Annotated in this window: 14 protein-coding genes and 2 pseudogenes; 10 read left to right on the forward strand and 6 right to left on the reverse strand. The window is 63.3% G+C overall.

Going from position 1 to position 15,204, the window contains the following annotated elements; genetic code table 11:
- Positions 1-13 precede the first annotated feature (13 nt).
- Complete coding sequence (locus ACSQ8V_RS36985; protein ID WP_436185062.1) at positions 14-925, forward strand: LysR family transcriptional regulator; 912 nt, start codon at positions 14-16, stop codon at positions 923-925.
- On the opposite strand, the gene ACSQ8V_RS36990 is transcribed toward ACSQ8V_RS36985, so the two are convergent.
- The 4 genes from ACSQ8V_RS36990 to acuR form a co-directional block, all read right to left on the reverse strand.
- Positions 916-2,058 (reverse strand): mandelate racemase/muconate lactonizing enzyme family protein, encoded by a 1,143-nt coding sequence (locus ACSQ8V_RS36990; protein ID WP_436185063.1) that lies wholly within the window; start codon positions 2,056-2,058, stop codon positions 916-918. The two genes, ACSQ8V_RS36985 and ACSQ8V_RS36990, sit on opposite strands and share 10 nt — an antisense overlap.
- 81 nt (positions 2,059-2,139) lie before the next feature.
- Positions 2,140-3,306 carry an acyl-CoA dehydrogenase family protein gene (locus tag ACSQ8V_RS36995; RefSeq protein WP_436185064.1) on the reverse strand — a complete coding sequence of 389 codons (1,167 nt, stop codon included), beginning with the start codon at positions 3,304-3,306 and terminating at the stop codon, positions 2,140-2,142.
- Between the two features lie 2 nt (positions 3,307-3,308).
- Complete coding sequence (gene acuI / locus ACSQ8V_RS37000) at positions 3,309-4,292, reverse strand: acrylyl-CoA reductase (NADPH) (RefSeq protein WP_436185065.1); 984 nt, start codon at positions 4,290-4,292, stop codon at positions 3,309-3,311.
- Positions 4,285-4,956 (reverse strand): acrylate utilization transcriptional regulator AcuR, encoded by a 672-nt coding sequence (acuR, locus tag ACSQ8V_RS37005; protein ID WP_436185066.1) that lies wholly within the window; start codon positions 4,954-4,956, stop codon positions 4,285-4,287. Before acuR ends, acuI begins: the two co-directional genes overlap by 8 nt.
- A 208-nt stretch (positions 4,957-5,164) precedes the next feature.
- Between acuR and ACSQ8V_RS37010 the strand changes: the two genes are divergently transcribed.
- The 4 genes and pseudogenes from ACSQ8V_RS37010 to ACSQ8V_RS37025 all read left to right on the forward strand — a co-directional run.
- Positions 5,165-6,787: an AMP-binding protein gene (locus ACSQ8V_RS37010; protein ID WP_436209119.1), complete on the forward strand. Its 1,623-nt coding sequence runs from the start codon at positions 5,165-5,167 to the stop codon at positions 6,785-6,787.
- Between the two features lie 274 nt (positions 6,788-7,061).
- Positions 7,062-7,781 (forward strand): annotated as a pseudogene (locus ACSQ8V_RS37015) (MFS transporter); the annotation flags it as partial.
- Positions 7,758-8,336, forward strand: coding sequence for an MFS transporter (locus tag ACSQ8V_RS37020; RefSeq protein WP_436209268.1), 579 nt, complete (start codon positions 7,758-7,760; stop codon positions 8,334-8,336). The pseudogene ACSQ8V_RS37015 and the gene ACSQ8V_RS37020, both read left to right, overlap by 24 nt.
- An 86-nt stretch (positions 8,337-8,422) precedes the next feature.
- Positions 8,423-8,544: pseudogene (locus ACSQ8V_RS37025) on the forward strand (polyamine ABC transporter ATP-binding protein); the annotation flags it as partial.
- On the opposite strand, the gene ACSQ8V_RS37030 reads toward ACSQ8V_RS37025, so the two are convergent.
- Positions 8,538-9,167 carry a TetR/AcrR family transcriptional regulator gene (locus ACSQ8V_RS37030; protein WP_436185068.1) on the reverse strand — a complete coding sequence of 210 codons (630 nt, stop codon included), beginning with the start codon at positions 9,165-9,167 and terminating at the stop codon, positions 8,538-8,540. The pseudogene ACSQ8V_RS37025 and the gene ACSQ8V_RS37030 overlap by 7 nt on opposite strands.
- 323 nt (positions 9,168-9,490) lie before the next feature.
- Between ACSQ8V_RS37030 and ACSQ8V_RS37035 the strand changes: the two genes are divergently transcribed.
- From ACSQ8V_RS37035 to ACSQ8V_RS37050, 4 genes are all read left to right on the forward strand, one after another.
- Entirely contained in the window at positions 9,491-10,618 is a 1,128-nt protein-coding gene (locus tag ACSQ8V_RS37035) for an AbrB family transcriptional regulator (protein WP_436209120.1), read from the forward strand.
- 68 nt (positions 10,619-10,686) lie between these two features.
- Entirely contained in the window at positions 10,687-10,998 is a 312-nt protein-coding gene (locus tag ACSQ8V_RS37040; RefSeq protein ID WP_436209121.1) for a hypothetical protein, read from the forward strand.
- Between the two features lie 136 nt (positions 10,999-11,134).
- Positions 11,135-11,758 carry an FMN-dependent NADH-azoreductase gene (locus tag ACSQ8V_RS37045; RefSeq protein WP_436209122.1) on the forward strand — a complete coding sequence of 208 codons (624 nt, stop codon included), beginning with the start codon at positions 11,135-11,137 and terminating at the stop codon, positions 11,756-11,758.
- A gap of 40 nt (positions 11,759-11,798) precedes the next feature.
- Positions 11,799-12,794, forward strand: coding sequence for an aldo/keto reductase (locus tag ACSQ8V_RS37050; RefSeq protein WP_213763851.1), 996 nt, complete (start codon positions 11,799-11,801; stop codon positions 12,792-12,794).
- Positions 12,795-13,206: 412 nt separating this feature from the next.
- On the opposite strand, the gene ACSQ8V_RS37055 is transcribed toward ACSQ8V_RS37050, so the two are convergent.
- Positions 13,207-13,986 (reverse strand): SDR family NAD(P)-dependent oxidoreductase, encoded by a 780-nt coding sequence (locus ACSQ8V_RS37055; protein WP_213763671.1) that lies wholly within the window; start codon positions 13,984-13,986, stop codon positions 13,207-13,209.
- Positions 13,987-14,251: 265 nt separating this feature from the next.
- On the opposite strand from ACSQ8V_RS37055, the gene ACSQ8V_RS37060 reads away from it, so the two are divergent.
- Positions 14,252-15,154, forward strand: a complete 903-nt coding sequence (locus ACSQ8V_RS37060; protein ID WP_436209123.1) for a LysR family transcriptional regulator — start codon at positions 14,252-14,254, stop codon at positions 15,152-15,154.
- Positions 15,155-15,204: the final 50 nt, after the last annotated feature.

Genomic DNA, 15,204 nt, shown 5'->3' on the forward strand with positions numbered 1-15,204 from the left:
AGATGGCTCGCCTATGCGCAGACTGGATACCACCTCCGCCCGGCTCTTCGTGGCGATCGCCGAGGAAGGCAGTATCGCGAAGGCCGCCGCCCGCGAACATATCGTCGCCTCGGCGGTGAGCAAACGGCTTTCGCAACTGGAGTCGATGACGGGCGTGGCGCTCGTCGAGCGGGGCCAGCATGGCATCCGGCTCACGCCTGCCGGGGAAGCGATGGCACACCACGCCCGCATGGTCGTCCAGGCGCTCGACCATATGCAGACAGAGATGTCCGAGTACGCCCAGGGCGTGCGCGGCCACATTCGCGTGCGTATCAGCGCGTCGGCGCTCGCGGCCGGCCTGCCCTCGCAGATACAGCGGTTCGTCAAGCAGCATGCGGGCGTCAAGATCGACCTCGAAGAGCACGAGACGCCGTTCATCGTGCGCGACGTGGCCGAGGGTCGCGCCGATATTGGCCTCGGTCCCGATTTCTTCGGTCATGAAGGCTTGCGCCTGATCCCGTACAAGCGCTATGACCTCGCGGTTGCCGTGCCCGCGAAACACCCGCTCGCAAGACGCAGGGATGTCCGCTACGCCGAGACGCTGAAATACGAGCAAGTCGAACAAAACCAGGCCAGCGCCTTGTCGCAACTGCTGGACTACGCGGCCCGGCAAAGTTCAGCGGCCAAGAAGACGCGCATCCGGGTGCGGGGATTCGACAGCGTCTGCAACATGATCGGACTGGGATTGGGCATCGGCGTCGTACCGTCGTTCCTGGAAGCGACCTACGGCAGGATGCACAACCTGCGGTTCATTCCGCTTACCGACGCGTGGGCGCATCCGATGATCTGCATCATGATCAGGGACCTGGACAGCCTGCCGTCCGCCGCCCGCGCGCTGGTCGAGCACCTCGGGCGTCTCGCCTCGGCGCCGGATGCTCAGACATAGCAGGGGCCGTCGATCAGCGGATGTTCCTTCACGAACGCTTCGTTTATCACGATACCCACGCTCACGTCGTCATAGGCGCTGACGCATCCCTGCGCGTCGAGTTCGTAAGGCGGCCGGTTCGTCAGATGGTCGCGGAACGGATTGAGCACGGTGACATCGGCTTCGAAATAACCCGGCTGTTCGATCGCGCACAGAAAGTGGATCGATGTCGCCATGTTCGGCGCGGTGGTGGACGTATGCGGGTTGACCGAGATTTTTTGCGCGCTGGCCATCGCCGCGATACGCATGCCTTCGGTCACGCCGCCGGTCTTCGATAAGTCCGGTTGAACGAAACGCACCACGCCGTCATCGAGCAGCGTGTTGAAGTCGAACCGCGTGAAATGATTTTCGCCGGCAGCAAACGGTACCCGGCCGAGCGCCGCGCCTTGCGCATACGAGCGGCGGTCGTGGGGCGGAAACGGTTCTTCGAGCCAGCCAATGGCCGCTTCCTCGAAGGCCGGCATGACCTTCCTCACGTCCTCGACCGTGTACGCGGTATTGGCGTCCACCAGGATATCGACGTCCGGCCCCACCGCGCGACGCACCGCCTGGACCCGTTCTATGTCCCGCGCCGGCGTGTCGCCCATGCGCAGCTTGAGCGCACGATAGCCGATCCCGACAAGCCCGAGCGCTTCGTCCGCGAGCATGTCCGCAGGTTGCCAGCCCAGCGAAATGCCGCCCGCGTAAGCCTTGATCGGCTTGTTGGCGCCGCCGAGCAGGCGGTACAACGGCCATCCGGCTGCCTGCGCGCGGATGTCCCACAGCGCGCAATCCAGGCCGCTCAACGCCATGCTCGCGGCAGCGCCCACACCGTGACTGGCCAACTGCATCTTGTAGACGTAGGCCCAGATGCCGACCACGTCGAACGCATCCTTGCCGAGCACCAGATCGCGCAAGGTCGTATCGACGACACGGCTTACCGCCCCCGGACATCGGCCGTGATGCGCTTCACCCCAGCCCACGATCCCTTCATCGGTCTCCACGCGCACCAGCACGGCATCGCGCTTGACGGTGCGGCCGAGACTCAGCGTCACGGATTTGTCGGCAGGAACAGGAAAGGAAATGGGAAACGAACGAACCTCGACGATCTTCATGATGGCAGCCCCGATGAAAGCATGATGGACCGGCGCCCGGCATGCACGACAGGTGCAAGGCCGGGCGGCCGGGAAAGCCGTTCATTGCGTTGCGCGCTTGCGAAGCAGGTGGCCGATGCGTTCATTCATCATCTCGGTCGACCCGTCGGTGTAGCACAGCAGCTTCGCCGCGGCGAGATGCCGTGAAAGCGGAATCCCGGCGAGCAAGCCGTTCGCGCCCATCGCCTGGACGCACGCGGCAATGCCGCGCGACGCACAGTCATTGCCGAATTTCTTGGCCATCGCGGCGGCTTCCTGCGCGTCGGCGCCCGCATCGATCAGCCGGGCACCGCGATACGTCAGCAAGCGCAGGGCTTCAAGGTCCGTCGCCACATCGACGAGGGACCAGCGCAAGCCCTGGAAATCCAGCAAGGGCTGCCGGAACGCCTGGTGTTCGGCGCCATAGCGCAACGCGGCGGCAAGCGACGCGTCGAGCATGCCTGCGTTCATCGCCGCGACATGCACGCGCGCGCGATTCACTGCCTGCATTGCCGCCTTGAATCCCTGGCCGGGCGGATAGAGCAGCATGTCGTCCGGAACGAAGCAGTCTTCAAGCGTAAAGCCGCCCACGCCAATGGCGTGGCAGCCGTGCAACTCATAAGCGGGCAGCCGCGTGAAGCCGTCACGGCCGGCTTCCACGACAAAGCACGCAATCCCGTCCTTGCCGAGAGAGGCGTCCGTCTGCGCATAAGTCAGGCAGACATCCGCCACCGATGCATTCGATATCCACGCTTTCTCGCCATCGAGCCGCCAGCCGCCCGCAACCTTGCGCGCGCGGGTCGCAATGGCGGCGAAGTCGCTGCCCGCGCCCGGTTCGGTCATGGCCGTGCAACCGATCAGTTCTCCTTCGAGCATCGGCGCAACGAGCCGTTGCGCGACCTCCGGTGCGGCCGATTCCGCCAGCCTGACGATCACGTTGTGCTGCTGCATCAACGCAAAGGTGAAGGCGAGATCGTGCTTGCTGAACTCCTCCGCCATGCGCATCTTCGCCGAATACAGCAGGCCCAGGCCGCCTGATTCCCGTTCCAGTTCGACGCCGGCGAAGCCTTCGACGCAGGCAGCCCGCAAGGCATCGCGCGGCGAGGAACGCGCGTATTCCCATTGCCGGGCATGCGGCCCGATCGATATTTCGGCGAAGCGGCGGCATCGTTCGATGAACTCCCGCTCGGCCGCGGGCAGCGCGGAATCGAACTCTTCGGTCAGTGTCATCTTCAGGTGTCCGGATTGACTATGACGCGCCCCTCGACCTTTCCGTCGAGCAAGGCGCTCGCGGTCGGGATGGCTTCGGCAAGCGTAATCTCGGTGGCAATCGCCGCGATCATCTTCGGGTCGATCGCCCTGGACAGCCGCTCCCACGCGGACAGACGTTTCTCCAGCGGCGCCTTGACACTGTCGATCCCCGCCAGCGTGACGCCGCGCAGGATGAACGGCGCGACCGTCGACGGGAAGTCCATTCCTTGCGCGAGACCGCAGGCCGCCACGGCGCCGCCGTATCGGGTACCCGCGCACACATTGGCGAGCGTATGGCTGCCGACACTGTCGATCGCGCCGATCCAGCGCTCCTTCTGCAAAGGCTTGCCGGCCTCCGAAAGCGTGTGCCGGTCGATGATCTCCGCCGCGCCGAGCGCCCGCAAGCGCTCGGCATGTTCCGCGCGGCCCGTCGATGCGATCACGCGATAGCCCAGCCCCGCGAGTATTGCCACCGCAAAACTGCCGACACCGCCGTTGGCGCCGGTGACCAGCACCTCGCCCTGATCCGGCGCGGTCCCGGCGCGCTCAAGCGCTTGCACGCACAGCATTGCGGTGTAGCCGGCGGTGCCGATCGCCATGGCGTCGCGCGCACTCATGGACGCTGGCAACGCGATCAGGAAATCGCCCGGGACGCGCGCCTTTTGCGCGAGACCGCCCCAATGATTTTCCCCGACGCCCCAGCCGTTCAACAAGACTTTATCGCCCGCATGAAAACGCGGATGCTCGCTCGACTCGACCACGCCGGCGAAATCGATACCCGGGATCATGGGCCAACGCCTGACGACCGGACCGCGCCCCGTGATGGCCAGCGCGTCCTTGTAGTTGAGCGTGGAATATTCCACGGCGACCGTCACGTCACCCGGCATCAACTGCGCTTCATCCACGAAGGCCACGCGTGCCCGGGTCTCCGTGCCGTCCTGCTCAAGCAGCAGTGCTTTAAACATCGTGCTTCCTCGCTAGCGTCATGAAGAACATATTGGCGAACAACCGCATCGGTCCGGCATCGCGCGTCAGCTTCGCACGCAAGATCGCGCCTTCCCAGCCGATCCAGAAAAATTGCGCCAATGCTTCGGAATCCTGATCAGGGGACAGTTCGTTGCATGCGATTGCCTCGCGGAAACAGTCAGCGGTGCGATGCTGCCAGGCAAGCAGCACGGCTTCCAATTGATGCCTGAAACTGTCATTCAAACCGCCGAGTTCCTGTCCGAGATTGCCCACCAGGCAGCCGCGCTGAAAGCCGAAGCGCTCCATGCCGCGCACGGCCTCGTCGACGAAATCGCCCATTCGCTGCAAAGGCGAACGGGACGAATCGCTCAGCAGCCGATCCAGCTTGCGCTGGAAATACGCCGCATAGTTCTCTATGACGGCTTCGCCGAACTCATGCTTGTTGCGAAAGAAGTGATAGAACGACCCTTTCGGAACGCCGACCAGCCGCAGCAGTTCGTCGATGCTCGTTACCTGGAAGCCGCGTTCCGTGCACATCTGCGTGCCGCATCGGATCAGCGCCATGCGCGTGTCGGTACGCGCCGACGCACGGGCCTTTCGGTCGATTCGCGCAGGCGGCGCGGTGGCTTCGGTGGCTTCGGTGGGTTTGTGTCGAGTACTCATCAGATGGGCAGGCGGGTCCGTTGGGTCGTTGCGTTGGGTCGTCGGTTAACATTATTGTATTTTTGAACAGACTGGTCTATTCTTTTTTTGAATCGCGAGGCCGAGGTCCATTTCATCGAGCTTTGCAGCGAATCGCCGCCTGGCTGACACAGTGACGCAGGCGGCGCCGGGTCAGTACATCGTCGATCGGATTGGCGTCGGGTCACCCATGACACAAAGCGTTGCGCTGTTTCCCCTTCCTCTTCACGGGATGCCCACGCCTTTGCACGAGCAAGTGCGAGAGCACGCGCGGCGCGCACCCGGCAAGGTGGCGCTGGTCTGGTATGGACGCGAAATCACGTACGCTGAGCTCGATCAATCGAGCGACGCATGCGCGGCGGTCCTGGCCCGCGAGGGTGTGAAGCAAGGCGAGCCCGTCGTTCTGTTCATGCAGAACTGCCCGCAATTCGTGATCGCATTCCTCGGCATCCAGAAACTGGGCGCGATCGTCAGCCCGTGCAGTCCGCTGTTCAAGCGTCACGAACTGGCGTATCAGCTTGGCGATCTGGGTGCGCGCGTCATCATCGCCGCGGATACGCTTTATCCGGTCGTCGAGCAGGTCCGGCATGAAACGGCCTTGCGCAGCGTGCTGCTGGTCCACTATCAGGACATGTTGCCGGCGCATCTCACCTACGCCGTGCCGCAGGAGATCCGTCATTCCCGCGTGATCGCGCCGGGGACCACCGACCTGCTCTGGGAGATGGCGCGCTGCACGGACCCGCCGCCGCGCCCTCGGCTTCACATGGATGACATTGCCTTGCTCATCTACACCTCGGGCACGTCGGGCCGGCCCAAGGGGGCGATGCTGAGTTACGGCAACGCCTGGTTCAAGACCAGCGGCATCACGAAACTGAGTGGTCTCGACGCGAACGGCGTGCACCTGGCCATCCCTCCCCTTTATCACATCTCGGGGATGCTCTATGGCCTGGACATCCCGCTCTTCAGCGGCGCGACCTCGGTCCTTCACTACCGCTTCGACGCGGTCTCGACCCTCGAGTCCATCGCGCGGCACAAGGTGACCTACTGGAAAGCAATCGCGCCGATGCTCGTGGCGCTCATGGATGCGCCCGACGCCGGGCGCTTCGACCTTTCGTCGCTGCAAACGACGAGCGCGTCGAGTTTCGGTATCCGCATGACGCAAGCGCTCTCGCTGCGCTGGCAAGCCTTCACGGGCTGCATGGCGACAGAAGCGGGCTACGGTCTCTCCGAAACCCATACGGGCGATGTCATCACGCTGCCGGGCACGGTGCGCTGGGGAACCAACGGCCGCCCGCTTCCCGGCGTGGAATGCAGGATCGTCGACGCGTTTGACGGACGCGATCTTCCCGTGGGCGAGCACGGTGAAATCGTCCTGCGCAGCCCGGGCAACTTTCACGGCTACTGGAAGCAGCCGGGGAAAACCGCCGAAACCTTGCGCGACGGCTGGCTGCATACCGGCGACATCGGCAAGCTGGACGAGGACGGTTACCTTACCTTGCTTGGCAGAACGAAGGAAATGATCAAGGTTTCAGGCTACAGCGTCTTTCCCGAAGACGTGGAAGCCATCCTGGTCCGGCATCCAATGGTGCGCCAAGCGGCGGTCGTCGGCATGCCGGATGCGAACCGCGGCGAAGTGGTGAGGGCTGTGGTGGTCCTGAAGGGCGAGGCGTCCGGCTCGGTCAGCGAGAGTGAGCTGATTGCCTGGAGCCGCGAGAACATGTCGGCCTACAAGGTGCCCCGTCAGGTTGAATTCCGCAGCGAGCTTCCCACCACTGCTTCCGGCAAGGTCATGCGCAGGATGCTTCTGGAATAGTGGTCCGTGTGTTTTCACGCCGCCGATCGTCTGCAGTCAGCAGTCAGCCGTCGATCAAGGCACCCGACAATCGCGCCGGCGAGCGCGACCCGACAATATCAATGGAGACGTTCATGACAGTTTCGCGATTTCCTGTCGGCATGGCGGGCATGGCGGGCACGCCGCCCCGCTGCTGTAGTGGTCCCTGCACGGTATCGCAACAGATCCGGCAAGGAGGACGATGATGCCCGATCACGCCTTCCATACGCTCGGCTGGGTACGCTGGCGCCGCCTGATGCCCGTCATCTTCCTGCTCTACACCATTGCCTACTTCGATCGCGTCAATATCGGCATGGCGCTGCCGAGCATGTCGCATGACCTCGATCTGTCGTCCTCGCAAGCGGGCTTTGTCGCCGGGGTATTCTTCTGGGGCTATCTGATCAGCTTCATTGCCGGAGGCTGGCTTGCGCCGCGCTTCGGGGCGAAGCGCACGATCCTCGGCGCACTGCTGCTCTGGGGTTTCTTTTCGATGTCCACCGGCCTCGTGCGCAATGTCTATGAGCTGTCCCTTGCGCGCTTTTTGCTCGGTCTGGCCGAGGGACCCGTATAGGCGTCGATGTCGCTGCTGCTATCGCAGTGGTTCGTCAAGTCCGAGCGAGGCCGGGCCTTCGGCTTCTGGAACCTGGCCATCCCGTTCGGCGCGCTGCTCTCCGGTCCGATCTCGGGCTTCGTGCTCACCCACGCGAACTGGCACACCATGTTCGTACTCGAAGGCCTGCCGGCGTGGCTCTGGGCGATCGTCTGGTGGAAAGCCATTCCAAGCGGCATCGAGACCGCTCATTGGTTGCCCGATCACGAGCGCACGGGCCTTGAAAAAGGGCTTGCCGAAGAAAAGGCCGCCTTCGCCGGCGCGGGCTTGTCCAAACGCTGGCGCGATGTCCTTCGCCAGCCCGCGGTCTGGCTCTTCATGGCAACGTACTCGATGGCCAACATGGTCGCCTATGGATTCGGCCTGTGGCTGCCTTCGGCCATCAAGGCGGCCAGCGCGCTGAATGTGAGCCCGCAGATGATCGGCTGGCTCAATGCGCTGCCCTATCTCGCGAGCGTGCTCGGCCTGCTTTTCATTACCCATAGCTCGGATCGCTTCCAGGAGCGCCGGCTGCACGTGGCCATCCCGCTCGTCCTGATCGGCGTGCTGCTCTATGCCGGTTCCCGTCTGGGCGCCCATCTGATTCTCTTGCAAATGGTGGTCTTCACGCTGATCGGCTTCTTTCTGTTCATGAATGTGCCACTCGTCTCGGCTCTGATCACGGACATCTTTCCCCGCGAACTCGCGATTCCGACCATTGCCGTCACGGGTGGGATCGGCAATCTGGCGGGAGGGTTCATCGGGCCACTGCTGGTGGGAGGCCTCAAGCAGATGACCGGCAACTTTTCGCTGGCCTTTGGCGTGCTCGGTGCGGTCGGCATTCTCGGTGGCGTCTTTGTCTCCGCTGTGCGCCCTTTGCGTCTGCATCAGTCCGATACACAGAGCAGTCTTGCCACAGACGGACGAGCCAAGCAGAGTTAATCGCGTGCGTGGCGCGCCCGTCTTGCCCTTCTTCCGGGTAATGACCAGAACCATCCTGGCATAAGCCGCCGTGGGCCCGTCGTTAGATCGACTGTGCCGGCTTCACGCCACGCAGCGGGAAACGCCGGGCCTCAGTCTTGGCATGCCGGTGCTGGCCGAATTGCCCGCGCACGCTTGCAAGCTGATCGCAGCGCGCACGCTTCATTGAGCCCGCTTCCCCGATGCCGACACCAGATAGAGGCGAACGAGTTCACGGATTTCGGCCATCAGCATGGCGCGTGCGGCGGCCTCTTCGTTGGCAATACTGACCACTCCCTTAAGCAGGTGGAGCAGGACCACCGCCATGACCTTCGCCCTCGCCGGGCTCAGGTCGGGAAGCGCCTGGCGCAGGATGTTCGCCGCGCCCCCGCGCATCGCCTGGCGAAACCGCTTGCGTTCGTCGACGCTGCCCCCGCGTGCATCCACCAGCGCGACCGCGAAGCTGCGCCGCGACTGAAGCACGAGCATGAAGTCGACGAATGCATCGGCCACGCTTTCAAGCGTCATGTCCGGTACCTGCTGCTCCAGTTCAGCGAGCCCCATCTTTACTTGCTGCGCGTAACGAAGCAGCAACGCGTCGGCGAGCGATTCCTTGGACGGAAAGAATCGATAAAGCGAGCCGATCGCGGTCCCCGAGCGGGCGGCGATCTCGGTCATGGTGGCCGAGTCATAGCCTTTTTCCGTGAACACTTCGACCCCGGCCTCCATGATCGCGGCGACGCGCAGGCGCCCCCTTTCCCTTTTCGGTTCGCAAGCGCGCGGGGAGTCCTGAGTGGGCGTAGACGAAGTCATGCTGCTCTTCCGATATGCGAGTATTTGATAGGTATTCCTCGCATATTAGCATGCCGCGTGATTCGGACTGTCTCTACTCGCCGACTGCTCTATCGTGCTTCAGTCGTTCCTGGGTTCATGCATTCTCGTTGACTTATGCGAGGATGCCCTCTAACATTGTTTGCGAAGATGCCCTCGCAAAAGTGCCGCACTTTCCACGCAGACCGGCTGGCCGCTCGCCTTCGCTGACTGTCGGCACGTACGACACTTTTCCCCGACGCCCTGAACGGACCGTCGCATACATCGCATAAGTTACAACGGCACAACCCACGTCTCGTTCGCTCATGACTCAACAAACGCTTCAACGGCCCTCGGGGTGGATTGAAAGATCGAGGCCAGCCGTCCAATGGACTGCGCTCATTGGCCTCTCGCTCGGGTTCGGCGCCGTCCTCTTCTGGCTCGGCGTGCCCGCTGCCATGCTGATCGGTCCGCTGCTGGCGGGAATCGTTATCAGCGGCAATGGCGGAAAACTGCGGCTTTCCCGGCATGCATTTGTGCCGGTGCAGGGGATCATCGGCTGCATGATTGCCAGGATGCTGCCGTCATCAACCGGGGGCGAGCTTGGCGTCCATTGGCCGGTCTTTGCAGCAGGCGTTTTATCCGTGATCGTGGCAAGCGGCATCCTCGGGTGGGTTCTGGTCCGCATGCGTGTCCTGCCGGGTACGACCCCCCTGTGGGGCGTCAGCCCGGGGGCGGCAACCGTGATGACCTTGATGGCCGAGGCCTTCGGCGCAGACGCGCAGTTGGTTGCGGTCATGCAATACTTGCGAGTCCTCATGGTTGCGGCAATCGCTTCCGTCCTGGCGAAAGTAGTCGGTGCAAACCCGCATCACGCCGTGGCGGCCGTCACCTGGTTTCCTGCAATCGCGTGGCTGCCGTTCGCCAAGACGCTTGCCCTCGCGGTGCTGGGTCCTCTCCTCGGACAACGGCTGCGAATCCCCATGGGCCCGATGCTCGTGACCCTCGTGGCGGGCGTCGTCATGGTTCACCATGGCTGGCTGAGCATCGAACTGCCGCGCTGGTTGCTGGCCATTGCCTATGCATTCGTGGGCTGGCGAATCGGCCTGAGATTCACACGCCCTCTTCTCGCTCATGCCGCTCGGGCGTTGCCCCGCATCATTGCATGCTCGCTGGCCTTGATCGTGGTGTGCGGCGCGATAGGCGCAGTGCTTGTGGCGGTAGCCGGTGTCGATCCCCTCACGGCCTATCTGGCGACGAGTCCTGGAGGCGCAGATTCTGTCGCGATCATCGCGGCGTCGAGCAACGTCGATGTCCGCTTCGTGATGGCCATGCAGATGGCGCGCTTTGTCGCCGTGCTGGCCATTGGACCCGCCACCGCCAGATTCCTCGCGCGGCGCGCCACGGCGAACGCGAACGTCGCCGCCGCCGCTTCATCAACAGATAACAGATAGCAGATAACTGAGGCGGCGGCACGGCGCGTCAGCCCCATTCAATTTCCTACTACCATCGAGGTAATCACATGCAGCACGTTTGGGTGTTTCTCGCCGGAGCGCTTCTGTGCAATTGCGTCCCGCACCTTGCTTCCGGCTTGCAGGGGTTTTCATTTCCTACGCCGTTTGCCCGGCCAAGAGGCGTGGGAAATTCTCCGCCGATCGTCAACGTCCTGTGGGGATTCGCCAACCTGGCCCTGAGCATTCTGATCGCCGCGCGCCACGCGAGCATGCCGGATATCGGGCTGGATGCCGTAGCGGGACTTGCAGGAGGCCTTGTGATGGGAATCTACCTGTCGCTTCATTTCGGCAAGGTTCAACGCGACAAGCAACTGAGCTGACAGCGACCGGCATTGCAGGCAGATTAAGACGTCACTGTTCCTCAGCGGGGAATTTTGAATGCTGACTTGTTCCCCTATATTCCTGCTCTTCGCGCGCCCATAATCCAGGCAGCCCACCTCACCTGTCGAAGGTCCCATGCGCCTGCTTCACGTCATCGCGTCTCCACGCGCCGAGCGTTCCGCTTCGCTCGATGTCGCCCACGGTCTCATCACGCACTGGCGTGCCCGCTACCCACAAGGCGAGGTGGATACCCTCGATGTCTGGCACACCGACTTACCGCCCTTCGATGGCCCGGCGCTCGGCGCGAAATACGCCGGTCTCGAGGGCACGCCGCTGAGCGCCGAACAGGACCAGGCGTGGCAGCAGATCGGGCAACTCGCCGGGCGCTTTACACGCGCCGACGTCATTGTCATCAGCACGCCAATGTGGAATTTTGGCATTCCGTACCGGCTCAAACACTTGATCGATGCGGTGTCGCAGAAGGACCTGCTGTTCACGTTCGACGGACAGAGCCTCAACGGTTTGCTCACCGGCAAGCAACTCATCGTCATCGCCGCGAGAGGAGCGCCGCTTGGCGGCGACTACCCGGAAGCGGACTTCGATCATCAGGTTGCTTACCTGCGGACCTGGGGCCGGATGGTGGGCATCACCCGCTTCGAGCCGATCGTCGTGGAAGGTACGCTGCTCGGTCCGCAAGCAGATCAACAAAGCCGCCGCGCGGCACATGCGAGGGCCGCTGAACTCATCGCGCAGCCTTGATACAGCGGCTGCGCCTGCTAACCAAAGGAGAGATGACATGATGGAAAAACGCACGCTCGGAAAAAGCGGGCTCGAGGTATCCGCGCTCGGCCTTGGCTGTATGGGAATGAGCTGGGCCTACGGCGCCGCGAGCGACAGGCAGGAGACGATCACGCTGATCCGCGACGCGGTCGGGCTCGGCGTCACGTTCTTCGATACAGCCGAGGTCTATGGCCCCAAGGTTAACGAAGAACTGGTCGGCGAAGCGTTGCAGCCGGTGCGGGAACAAGTCGTGATCGCGACCAAGTTCGGCTTCGAACTCGATCCCGCCGGCGGCCCGATGCCGGTCGGCATCAACAGCCGTCCCGAGCACATCAGGCAGGTGGCGGACGAAGCGCTCAAACGGCTGCGCACAGACCACATCGATCTTTTCTACCAGCATCGTGTCGATCCGAACGTGCCGATCGAAGACGTGGCGGGCGCGGTCGCCGATCTCGTCAAGGCGGGCAAGGTAAAGCACTTCGGACTTTCCGAGGCGAGCGTCGCGACAATTCGCCGGGCACATGCGGTGTTTCCGGTCACGGCCGTGCAGACCGAATATTCGCTCTGGACCCGCGACCCGGAGGCGGAACTGCTGGGTGCGCTCGAAGAACTGGGCATCGGCTTCGTCTCTTACAGCCCGCTCGGCCGCGGCTTTCTGGCTGGCGCATTCAAGCGCGGTGACGCGCTGGCGTCAAATGACCTGCGCCGCCGGCACCCACGCTTCCAGCCGGACGCGATGCAGAAGAACCTGTCGCTGGTTGACGGCCTGACCGACATCGCCAGCGGCAAGGGCATCACCCCGGGTCAGCTTGCGCTCGCCTGGGTGCTCGCCCAGAAGCCCTGGATCACGGCCATTCCCGGCACCCGCAAGCGCGCGCGTCTGGAAGAGAACATCGCATCAGCCAGCGTGACGCTCACGCAAGCCGATCGCGACGCGATCGAGGCCGTCATTGCGGAGCACGCCGTCGAAGGCAAGCGCTACGGCGACAACGAAATGTCGATGCTCAATCTATGACGAGCGCAAAACGAATGGGATAAATGAGGATTCCCAAACGAAAGCTGGGCCGGCAAGGCCCGGAGGTATAAGCGATCGGCCTTGGCTGGCGCGCCGCCGCGAGGAAGGCCGTCTTGATCTATCCGATGCCTTCCAGCGTCAGCGTCCCGGGTTTCGGCCATCCATCCTCGGCCGGTTGTGCCGACGCGGCAACGACAAGCCGCGAGTGATCGCCGTACGCAAAATCGGCCTCGCCGAGCGGGCCACTGCCATGCCGGAGACGCTGAGCCGCAAAAGTTGACGCGCTTTCATGACATTCATCCTTGGCGAAATCATGAGAGGTGAGTGAACATATTGCGCGCCAGCCAGCGGGCCCATCGCTCACCCGTTGCCAAGACCGTCCTGGCAATCCTGCGTAAGCGACCCGCCTGGATCAGGCGATCGAGTAACCGCCGTCGGCGACCAGCGCGTGGCCTGACACATAGCTCGAATCGTCCGATGCCAGGAACGCCACTATGGTGGCCATCTCCTCGGCCGAGCCCCAGCGCCCCGCTGGCGTGCCCGCGGCAAACGACTGCTGCACGTCCACCGAGGGCCAGATGCCACGGTGATGGAACGGCGTCTCGATGAGACCCGGGCACAGCGCGTTCACGCGCACGCCGCGGCGGAACCATTCGATCGATGCACTCTTGGTCATGCCGACCACCGCGTGCTTGCTCGCGATGTACACCGACGCGTTCTCGAAACCGATCACGCCGCCCATCGAAGCGTTGTTGATGATGCTTCCCGATCCCTGTTTGAGCATGACCTGGGCTTCGTACTTCATCGCATTCAGCACGCCTCGCACGTTGGGCTCGAACACCATGTCGTAGCGTGCGGCATCCTGTTCGACGAGTGGCGCGAACACGCCCTCGGTACCCGCATTATTGAATGCGACGTCCAGCCGTCCGTAGGTCGATACCGTGAAGTCCACCAGCTTCCTGATGTCGTCCTCGTTCGCAACGTCCACCGTGATGGCTGCCGCTTCGCCGTCCGCTGCGGCGATTTCGCGGACCACCTGATCGAGTTCGTCCTTGCGACGGGCCGCGACCACTACCTTTGCGCCGCGCCGGGCGAGCTCCAGCGCCGTTGCGCGGCCGATGCCGGAACTGGCCCCCGTGACCAGCGCGACCTTGCCTTCGAGCTGGCGTTGCGTTGTCGTGACTGCGTTCATGATTTCATCCCTCTTTGCTGTGGCGTTACCGCCGATTGGTTGAGTGAGCGTGAGGTATATCCATCACTGTCACCTCACGCCTGCAGCCAAGTATGGGTAAGAAACAGATGAATTAGAATGGAACAATCAGGCATTGAAAATTCCCCTCTCGGGAACGCCAGAGGTCGTCGCTTGACGAAGCCCTCCGGGGTACGGCGAGAACAGGAAACCGAAACGGCAGAACAGCCGTCGTTCTTCCAACTGGAATAAAGGAGCGCTCCGTACGATGCTGAACCGACTTGAAATCCTCAAGATCTTCGCGGCTGCGGCAGCTTCGCCTACGTTTCGCGAGGCGGCGAGGCGCCTCGGTGTTTCGCCCCAGGTCGTCACTCGCGCGGTGCGCGAACTTGAGCAGTCACTGGGGGAAACGCTCTTCCACCGGAGCACGCGGCGCATGCAGATCACAGCGTTCGGCCAGTCGTTCGCGCTTAAGGCGCAAGCGGCGCTGGGCGCGGTTGACGGGCTCTTCGGCCCGATTGCGGGCGACTCGGACGAGGCCTCCGGCACGGTCAGGATCACCGCGCCGAGCGGACTGGGACGGCACTACGTGCAGCCCCTGCTGAACGATCTCATGGCGCGCCACCCCGGTATCGTCCTGGACCTGCGTCTCTCCGATACACCGTCCGCCGTGGTCGATGAGCAGATCGACATCGGCGTGCGTGCCGGCGTGATTGGCGACAACCGTTTCGTCGCGCGTGTAATTGGACCGCTGCCGATCTGGGTAGTCGGATCGCCCGCATTGATCGAGCGGAGGGGCGAGCCGAAGAACCTGAAGGATCTGGAAGCCATGCCGGCCACCAGCCTGATCGACCGCACGAGCGGCCGGCCATGGCCCTGGATGTTTCGGGGCGAGCGGCATTTCCAGCCGCATTCACCTGCGTTCGTGACAGACGATACGGAGGCCGAAATCGATGCCGCATGCGCGGGCATCGGCCTCAGCCAGTGCACGGAGTACCTCGTAAGGCCGCATATAAAAAGCGGACGGCTGCTGCGAATACTGCGCCGCCTTGAGCCCGAGCCGTGGAAGCTGCATGTGTATCGGCCGCAGCGGGGACCCGTGCCGAAGCGAATACGGCTAGTGTTCGACGAACTGGTCACGAAACTTCCGTGGGCCACACAGCGTGACTGATGTGGGTACGCAGCGAAACGCGAAGCCGTGGTGTGCAACGGAGGCACGTG

Source organism: Caballeronia sp. LjRoot31, assembly GCF_964253885.1.
Taxonomy (GTDB): Bacteria; Pseudomonadota; Gammaproteobacteria; order Burkholderiales; family Burkholderiaceae; genus Caballeronia.